Source organism: Campylobacter sp. RM9331, assembly GCF_020137685.1.
Taxonomy (GTDB): domain Bacteria; phylum Campylobacterota; class Campylobacteria; order Campylobacterales; family Campylobacteraceae; genus Campylobacter_E.
The window spans coordinates 53677-61937 of the sequence record NZ_JACGBA010000010.1 but is presented as its reverse complement, the minus strand read 5'-3'; the positions used below and the strand labels follow the sequence as shown (position 1 = coordinate 61937).

The window sequence follows — 8261 nt, the reverse complement described above, 5'->3', positions numbered from 1 at the left end:
GTGAGCGTCTTCTTTTTCGTGGTTTAGGAAAGAGAAGAATTCGTTAAGTCCTTGTGTGATTTTTGATAAAGGTTTTAAATAAAAATTAATAATTAAACTTAAAAATCCTATTACTATTATTAAAAATATTAAAAAGCTTATTAAAGTAGCATTTCTAGCATCATTTACACTATTATTTATTACATCTTCTAAAATAATGGTGCAAATACTAAATCCACTTATATCATTAATAATACAATAAGCTAAGTAATTTTTATTATCCTTTGTAAAAACAATATGATTTAAATTCTTATTAGTTTTTAGAGTAGATAATTTTTGATTTAGACTATCAAGCCATTCAGGTTTGCCTAATTCGTTTGCGTTTTCACTAGCTATTATCTCATTATTTTTATCAAGAATTAAAGTGCTAATATCATTATGAGATTTAATTTTTGTAATGGTATCGCTAAAATCATTTATTAGTATATTTCCACCAATTACAGCTACGATTTTATCATTTTTAAACACAGGTGCAAAAATAGTTGTGGCTGATTTTTTGCTTGAGACATCTTGATAAATTGATGAATTACTAGCCTTTTTTAAAGCTACTGCTTCTTTATACCAAGCTCTAGTTCTACCATCAAAATTAGGGATTAATCTAAAAGTTAAATCAGATTCAGCCTTATAAACATCGCCATTTGTTAAACCTATAAATAATCCTTGAAAATCTAAAACCCTATTATCACTACTAATGATTTGCTTGATAAATTCTGGACTTAAATCATCAGCATCTTCAAAAGTTTTTGCAATTTTTTCAATTTGCTCAATACGGGTTTTGATATATTCATCAACATAAGCATTTCTTAATTGCAATTCTCCTGCTATTGAAGAATCGTAATTATTTATGATTATATCTTCTGTCTTATTGCTTTGCATATAAGATAAAGCTAAAAGTAAAACTACAAATAAACTTGCAGTTGTTAATGAAATTTTGAAAGAAAGTTTCATTTGGTAATCCTTTTTTTAATTGAAATCAAATACCAATTTTACCCCCCCCCAACCTTAAATAAAAATAAAATTATAAAATATATTATTAGGTAATAAAAATTCTTTATATAAATTTAAATTCCAATTATAAGTATCTTAAAAAATACAAAAAAGTTTTTAAGCTTAAAAATTAATAAATTTAATAAATCATTAAGCTAAAAAAGAGATAATCAAACTTATTTTTTTTAAAGGACGAAAAGATGAAAATTATAGATTTAATCAAGCACAACAAATATCTTACTATCCGTCATCATCTTCGTCATCTACATAATACTCATTAATTTATAATCGTTTTTTTAGTTGTGTTTTTACACTTTTTATTATTTTGTTTAAAGGAAAAAAATTGAAGAATTTAGAAAATATTTTTAAAGTAATTTTTCCACTTGCAATAGTGATTATTACTACTTATTATTGTTATCCATTTAAAGAACTTAGCGAAGCAGAGCATTTAGCTTATCTTAAAAGTTATGGCACTACTTTAGGACTTACTTCACTTGGTTTGATTATTGGTCTTACTGGTGGATTTTTATTAGCGTTTTTATTGGTGCTTAGGAATAGATTTTTAACAATGTTAATCAATGAATATTTAGATTTAATTAGGGGTATGCCATTAATGTTACTTTTAATGATATTTGCATTTGTGGTTTTTGCTCAAGTTGAAAATGTATTTTTTGTAGCCGTTATTGCTTTAGGACTTAATTCTAGTGCTTATGTTGCAGAGATTATTAGAAGTGGGATTGAAAGCGTTGATAAAGGTCAAATGGAAGCAGCAAGGTCTATGGGTTTATCGCATTTTCAAGCTATGAAAATGATAGTTTTTCCACAAGCTGTTAAAAATATCATTCCTGCTTTAGCAAATGAGTTTATATCGTTGTTTAAAGAAACTTCAGTAGTTGCGTTTATAAGCGTTGTTGATTTGACTTTTCAAAGCAAGATTTTTCAATCACTTTTATACGACCCTAAGCCTTATATTTTCGCAGGTGTTGTGTATTATGCTAGTGTTAAAGTATTCACTTGTTTTGTAAGATTATTAGAAATGAGGCTAAAAAGAAATGATTAAGATATCTAATTTATGCAAAAATTACGGGAATTTAGAAGTATTAAAAGATATTAGTGTAGAGATTAATAAAGGCGATATTATTGCTATTATTGGACCTAGTGGCGGTGGAAAAAGCACATTTTTAAGATGTTTAAATAAACTTGAAGTTGCAAGTAGTGGAGAGATTTTAATCAATAATGAAAATATCTTAGATGAAAAAATTGATATTAATAAGCACAGACAAAAAGTATCAATGGTATTTCAACATTTTAATCTATTTGCAAATAAAAATGTATTGGATAATTTGATTTTAGCCCCTGTTAGTTTAAATATTTTAAGCAAAGATGAAGCTATTAAAAAAGCTAGAAATCTTTTAGCTAAAGTTGGTTTAGCTGATAAAGAAGAGTTCTTTCCACACAAATTAAGCGGCGGTCAAAAACAAAGAATAGCAATAGCAAGAAGCCTTATGATGGAGCCTGAAGTTATATTATTTGATGAGCCAACTAGTGCGCTTGACCCTGAAATGGTAGGAGAAGTTTTAGGACTTATTAAAGAAATAGCAAGTGGAGATAACGCTCCTATTATGATATTAGTAACTCACGAAATGGGTTTTGCAAAAAATGTAGCTAATAGGGTATTTTTTATGGAAAGTGGCAAAATAGCAGTAGATGATACGCCACAAGTTGTATTTAACTCTAGCACAAATGCTAGATTAAATGAGTTTTTAAACAAAGTTTTAAATCATTAGGATTAGATATGAAAAAGATTTTTTTAGCTTTATTTATAACTTTATTTGCTTATGCAAATGAAGTTGTTAAGGTTGGTATTTCGGCAAATTACGCTCCGTTTGATATGATGGTTGATGGTAAATTGAGTGGTTTTGATGTTGATTTAGTAAATGAGATTTCAAAGGTTGCTAATCTTAAGATTGAATTTGTTAATATGAGTTTTGATGGGCTTATTCCATCTTTAGTAGCCGGTAAAATCAATATGATAGCTTCAGGAATGAGTATTAGCGAAAGAAGAATGAAGAATTGTGATTTTTCTAATCCTTATTTTTTTGGAAAAACTATGTATCTTAAAAGAAAGGGCGATATTTTCACTACAAAAGAAGATTTAAAAGGTGTTAAAACAGGAGTGAAACTTGGCACAATTCAAGAAAATACTGCAAGAAATTTAGGTGCTAATGTGATTTTACACGAAGATTCAGCAGTGGTTGTTATGAGCCTTGTGAATAAGCAAATAGATGCGGTTGTTTTTGATTCTTTTGTGGCTAAGAAATTTATGGCAAAAAATCCTGAAATTGAGAGTTTTTATGAAGAAAATGACGGGGCTTTAGGTTTTGCATTTGCATTTGCAAAGGATAAAAATAAAGACTTAATTGATATAATTAATAAAGCCCTTGAAGAAGTAAAAGCAAGTGGTAAGTATGATGAGCTTATCAAAAAATACGGGCTATAAGGAGTAGTTATGAAAAAGTTTTTATTAGTAGTGTTTGCACTGATTTTTAGTGCTTGTTTATATGCAAATGACAAGGTTTATAAAGTTGGGATTTCTCCTGATTATCCCCCATTTGATATGTTAGTTGATGATAAGATTAGTGGTTTTGATGCTGAATTATTTGATAATTTAGCAAAAATTGCTGGTATAAAATATGAGTTTAAAGCTATGAGTTTTGATGGACTTATTGCAGCACTTAAAGCAGGTAAGATTGATGCTATTATGAGTGCTATGAGTTCAAGCGAACAAAGAAAAAAAGCTTGTGATTTTAGCAATGTTTATTATAAAGCTAAGACAATTTATCTAAAGCATAAAGATAGCAGTATTGCAACTAAAGATGATATAAAAGGTAAAAAAGTAGGAGTGCAATTAGGCACGGTTCAAGAAGCAGCAGTAAAACAAGTAGGTGCGTTAGTGCAACCTAATGAAAATCCTGTTGTTTTAGTAATGGCTTTAAATGATAAAAAATTAGACGCTTTAGCATTTGATGCACTTGTAGCAAGAGAATATTTAGCAAAATATCCTAATTTAGCTGAATTTTATAATGAAGATGATGGCACAGAAGGATTTTCTATAGCGTTTAGCAAAAATGAAAATGTAGAGCTAAGAGAGAAATTAAATAAAGCTTTAGAAGAATTTATAAAAACTAGCGAATATGAAGCTTTACTTAAAAAATACAATATAAATTAATATGAGAAGTGATTTTTTTAAGCCTAGATTTAAAACTAGGCAAATTAGTGTAGGCGGGGTTAAAATCGGTGGTGATGCTCCAATTAGCGTTCAATCAATGCTATTTACAAAAACTCAAGATATTAATGGATGTTTAGAACAATTAATTGAGTTAAAATTAGCAGGTGCTGATATAGTAAGAGTTGCGTGTTTGGATATAAAAGATGCAAGGGCTTTAGCAGAACTTAAAAAGCAAAGCCCACTGCCGCTAATTGTAGATATTCATTTTAATCACAAATTAGCTTTATATTGTGCTGAATTTATAGATGGGATTAGAATAAATCCAGGAAATATCGGTGGCAAAGAAAATATAAAAGAAGTAGTAAATGCTTGTAAGCAAAGAAATATTCCTATAAGAATTGGTGTAAATCACGGAAGTATTGAAAAGCAATTTGAAAACAAATACGGCAGAAGTGTAAAAGCCTTGCTTGAGAGTGCTGTTTATAATATTAAATTACTTGAAGATTTTGATTTTAGGGATATTAAAATAAGTATTAAAACTTCAGACGCACAAAGCACAATAGAAAGTTATACGAGATTAAGAGAATTGTGTGATTATCCGTTTCATTTAGGAGTAACTGAAGCAGGAACTAAGTTTCATAGCACAATAAAAAGCTCAATTGCTATAGGTCAGTTATTATTAAATGGCATAGGCGATACTATTCGTGTTTCTATGACAGGAGAGCTTAGCGAAGAAATAAGGGTCGCTAAAGCGATTTTGCAAGATAGCGGAGTGCAAAAAAGCGGTATAAACATAATCTCTTGTCCAACCTGTGGAAGAATACAAAGCGATTTATTAAGTGCTGTTAAAGTGGTTGAAGAAAAGACAAAACACATTAAAGCACCATTAAATATAAGTGTAATGGGTTGTGTTGTAAATGCTTTAGGAGAAGCTAAAGGAGCTGATGTAGCAATTGCATTTGGCAAAAATGAAGGCTTAGTAATAAGACACGGCGAAGTGGTTGCAAAATGCAAATATGATACTTTAGTAGATAGATTTTTAGATGAAGTATTAGACGAAGCAAAACTTCACGAAGAATAGAATTTGAAATTCCTATTTCAAATTCTTATTTTAATTTCTTTAATTTTTACGAGAGATTAAAATAAGAATTAAGGAAGAATTATGAGTAAGTATTTTGATATTGAATTAGAGCAAAGTATTTTATTAGCTTGTATAGAAAATAATGAAAATATAGATATAGCCGCAAGTATTATTAAGCCAAGTGATTTTTCATATAGATTACACGCTGATATATTTGAGTTTATATTAAATAAAAGAAGACTTAGAGAGAGTGTGGATTTAAAATTAGTAAAAATTTCTTTTGCAAGTGCAAAGGATAGTTTTTGGACTGCACTTGAGCAGCAAAATTCTTTCATAGAAGTTGATGAATATTCAAAAATGTTAAGGAATTTAAGTGTAAAAGACCAGCTTAATTCTTTAATGAATACAAGCACACAAGAGCTAAGCAGTGTGCAAGATAGTATTGATTATACGCATAATTTAAATGCTAAGATTTATTCTTTAGTATCAGGCGTTAGTGATAATACTTTAAAGAGTTCAAGAACTGCTGTTAATGAGTTTTATGAAGAATTAAATAGGGTTAGTAAGATAATTGATAAAGATGTAATCGGGGTTGATACAGGTTTTTCTTTATTAAATCATTATACAAAGGGCTTTAAAGCAGGGGAATTAATAATTCTTGCAGCTCGTCCTGGTATGGGTAAGACTACATTTGCTTTAAATATTTTATTAAATGCACTTAAAAAAGATGTTGGAGTGGTGTTTTATAGTCTTGAAACAGAAGCTTATAAGATAATGGCTAAATTAATAGCGCAAGATACAGGAATAGGTTTGCAAAATATCTTAACAGGAGATAAATTAACAGAAGATGAGATAAATAATATGCAAATGAGTGCGAATATGCTTAGTGAAAAGACTTTATATATTTATGATAAGGGTAATTTAAATATAGAATTTCTTCGCTCATCTTTAAGAAGATTAAAAGAAGAGCATAACAATATAGGTTTATGTGTATTAGACTATATTCAGCTTATGAACTCACTAAATACAAGGGCTGATAGACATATTCAAGTAAGTGAGATTAGTAGGGGGTTAAAATTACTTGCATTAGAATTAAAAATCCCTATTTTAGCTCTTTCTCAAGTTAATCGTTCGGTAGATTCTAGGATGAATAAAAAACTTATGCTCTCAGACATTCGTGAGAGTGGTAGTATAGAACAAGATGCTGATTTGATATTATTTATTAATAAGGCTGATGATGATCCGACTATTTTAGCAGAACGCCACGCTATACTTGATATTGCTAAAAATAGAAGTGGGGAATTAAAAGAAATTCATTTTGATTTTAAAGCTTCTAAAGCGAAATTTTTACAACTTGAGTTTAGAAAAGACAACGAACCAAGCGAGACTGAAGAATTTTAATTTAGGAAATAAATTCCTAAATTATTCAAGTATTTTTAGATTTTCACAAGCTATATTGTTTCCTAAATCACAAGATTTTTTATAATACAATTTAGCCATATTTTTATCTTTTTTATGATACATAACGCCTAAATTATTACATGCGTATGCGTCTTTATTATCGCAAGATTGATTCCACAAACTAGCTACTTTATCATAATCTTTTAATTCATAATATACATTACCTAAATTATAACAAGCATTATAATCTTTAGCAGAACAAGCAATTGATAGATATTTAATAGCTAAATTATTATTTTTTTCATTAGCATATAAATTGCCTAAGCCATAACAAGCTGGGATTAAATTATCATCACAAGCTTTTTTTAGATATATTTTTGCATTATCAAATTCTTGATTTTTTTTAAATAGTATTCCTAAATTATAGCAAGCATCTTTATAGCTATTTTCACAAGCTCTTGCTAAATATTCTTTTGATTTATTAAAATCTTGAGTATTAATCCCTGCATAAAAGCAAGCTTCATAATTTCCATTATCGCAAGATTTTTCATAATATTTACTTGCTTTATCTTTTTCGTTATTTTTACTATAAATTACCCCTAAATTGTAGCAAGCATTATAAATATCGCCATCACAAGCTAGGGTAAAATGTCTTATAGCAAGACCTAAATTATCTTGATTATATTCAACTACACCTTGATTATAACAAGCAGCAGGGATTTTGCTATTTTCACAATCACTTAAATAATCAGCCATTGATACTAAACTCATACTAATTAAAAATAATATCTTTTTCATGTTCTAAACTCTTGTAATTTTTTATTTAGCTCTTCAGTCATTTCACTAAGATGATTTGCTGCACCAGCTATTTCTTCAACGCTTCTTGCGTTTTCGTTCGTTATTGTATTCATATTGTTTAAATTATTTAGAATTTCTTCCATATCTTTACTTGTATTTATATAATCATTCACGGTTTTTTCACTTGAGCTAATAGCTTCTGCTACGCTATTTTTCATAATATTCATATTATCTTTAGTAGAATTTGCAATATTACTTAAATCTTGCATTTGGTTTGAGTTAATACTCATTTGCTCACTTGCGTCTTTTATACCTTGAACTATAATGCTTATAGTAGCATTTACCTCGCTAAGACTTCTTTGTGTTTTTTCAGCTAATTGTCTAACCTCATCAGCTACTACGGCAAACCCACGACCTGCCTCGCCTGCACGTGCAGCTTCAATAGCAGCATTTAGTGCAAGAAGATTTGTTTGGTCTGCAATTTCGTTAATGATTTCTAATACTGATTTTACATTATCAGCATCTGTGCTAAGCTTTTCTATTTTCATAGCAAGTTCGCTTTCAATACTTGCACTATTTATAATTTTATTACTTAATATATTAATTTCTTTATTTGAAGTTTCCATCATATTTAAAGCTTCATCTAATTTTATAGTAGCTTCTTTAGCCTTTTGAACTCCTATTTCTAAGCTTTCTTTGGTATTTTGTCCTTTTTTAGCTATTTGA

The 8261-nt window shown here is 28.8% G+C and carries 8 protein-coding genes and 1 pseudogene; 6 read left to right on the top strand and 3 right to left on the bottom strand.

Annotation, left to right across the window (positions count from 1 at the left end):
* On the bottom strand, positions 1–987 hold a 987-nt coding region (locus tag AVBRAN9331_RS05500), incomplete at its 3' end, for a cache domain-containing protein (RefSeq protein WP_336612585.1).
* A gap of 382 nt (positions 988–1369) precedes the next feature.
* On the opposite strand from AVBRAN9331_RS05500, the gene AVBRAN9331_RS05495 reads away from it, so the two are divergent.
* From AVBRAN9331_RS05495 to AVBRAN9331_RS05470, 6 genes are all read left to right on the top strand, one after another.
* The gene (locus AVBRAN9331_RS05495) at positions 1370–2086 is read left to right on the top strand and encodes an amino acid ABC transporter permease (protein WP_250325159.1); all 717 of its coding nucleotides are present in this window, start codon (positions 1370–1372) and stop codon (positions 2084–2086) included.
* Complete coding sequence (locus tag AVBRAN9331_RS05490; protein WP_214117900.1) at positions 2079–2813, top strand: amino acid ABC transporter ATP-binding protein; 735 nt, start codon at positions 2079–2081, stop codon at positions 2811–2813. The genes AVBRAN9331_RS05495 and AVBRAN9331_RS05490 overlap by 8 nt, the downstream gene beginning before the upstream one ends.
* An 8-nt stretch (positions 2814–2821) precedes the next feature.
* Complete coding sequence (locus AVBRAN9331_RS05485) at positions 2822–3526, top strand: transporter substrate-binding domain-containing protein (RefSeq protein ID WP_336607300.1); 705 nt, start codon at positions 2822–2824, stop codon at positions 3524–3526.
* 9 nt (positions 3527–3535) lie between these two features.
* Positions 3536–4255 carry a transporter substrate-binding domain-containing protein gene (locus AVBRAN9331_RS05480; protein ID WP_214117898.1) on the top strand — a complete coding sequence of 240 codons (720 nt, stop codon included), beginning with the start codon at positions 3536–3538 and terminating at the stop codon, positions 4253–4255.
* A 1-nt stretch (position 4256) separates the two neighbouring features.
* Positions 4257–5336 (top strand): flavodoxin-dependent (E)-4-hydroxy-3-methylbut-2-enyl-diphosphate synthase, encoded by a 1080-nt coding sequence (gene ispG, locus AVBRAN9331_RS05475; RefSeq protein ID WP_214149785.1) that lies wholly within the window; start codon positions 4257–4259, stop codon positions 5334–5336.
* 81 nt (positions 5337–5417) lie between these two features.
* On the top strand, positions 5418–6737 hold the full coding sequence (locus AVBRAN9331_RS05470; protein WP_336612584.1) for a DnaB-like helicase C-terminal domain-containing protein: 1320 nt from the start codon (positions 5418–5420) through the stop codon (positions 6735–6737).
* A 21-nt stretch (positions 6738–6758) separates the two neighbouring features.
* Here the strand turns inward: AVBRAN9331_RS05470 and AVBRAN9331_RS05465 are convergent, their stop codons facing one another.
* Both AVBRAN9331_RS05465 and AVBRAN9331_RS09885 read right to left on the bottom strand, forming a co-directional pair.
* Positions 6759–7535, bottom strand: coding sequence for a tetratricopeptide repeat protein (locus tag AVBRAN9331_RS05465; RefSeq protein ID WP_214117895.1), 777 nt, complete (start codon positions 7533–7535; stop codon positions 6759–6761).
* Positions 7532–8026: pseudogene (locus AVBRAN9331_RS09885) on the bottom strand (methyl-accepting chemotaxis protein); the annotation flags it as partial. The gene AVBRAN9331_RS05465 and the pseudogene AVBRAN9331_RS09885, both read right to left, overlap by 4 nt.
* Positions 8027–8261: the final 235 nt, after the last annotated feature.

Coding starts and splice junctions, on each gene's coding strand:
- AVBRAN9331_RS05490 (WP_214117900.1), top strand. CDS start 2,079: ATGATTAAGATATCTAATTTATGCAAAAATTACGGGAATTTAGAAGTA.
- AVBRAN9331_RS05485 (WP_336607300.1), top strand. CDS start 2,822: ATGAAAAAGATTTTTTTAGCTTTATTTATAACTTTATTTGCTTATGCA.
- AVBRAN9331_RS05480 (WP_214117898.1), top strand. CDS start 3,536: ATGAAAAAGTTTTTATTAGTAGTGTTTGCACTGATTTTTAGTGCTTGT.
- ispG (WP_214149785.1), top strand. CDS start 4,257: ATGAGAAGTGATTTTTTTAAGCCTAGATTTAAAACTAGGCAAATTAGT.
- AVBRAN9331_RS05470 (WP_336612584.1), top strand. CDS start 5,418: ATGAGTAAGTATTTTGATATTGAATTAGAGCAAAGTATTTTATTAGCT.
- AVBRAN9331_RS05465 (WP_214117895.1), bottom strand. CDS start 7,535: ATGAAAAAGATATTATTTTTAATTAGTATGAGTTTAGTATCAATGGCT.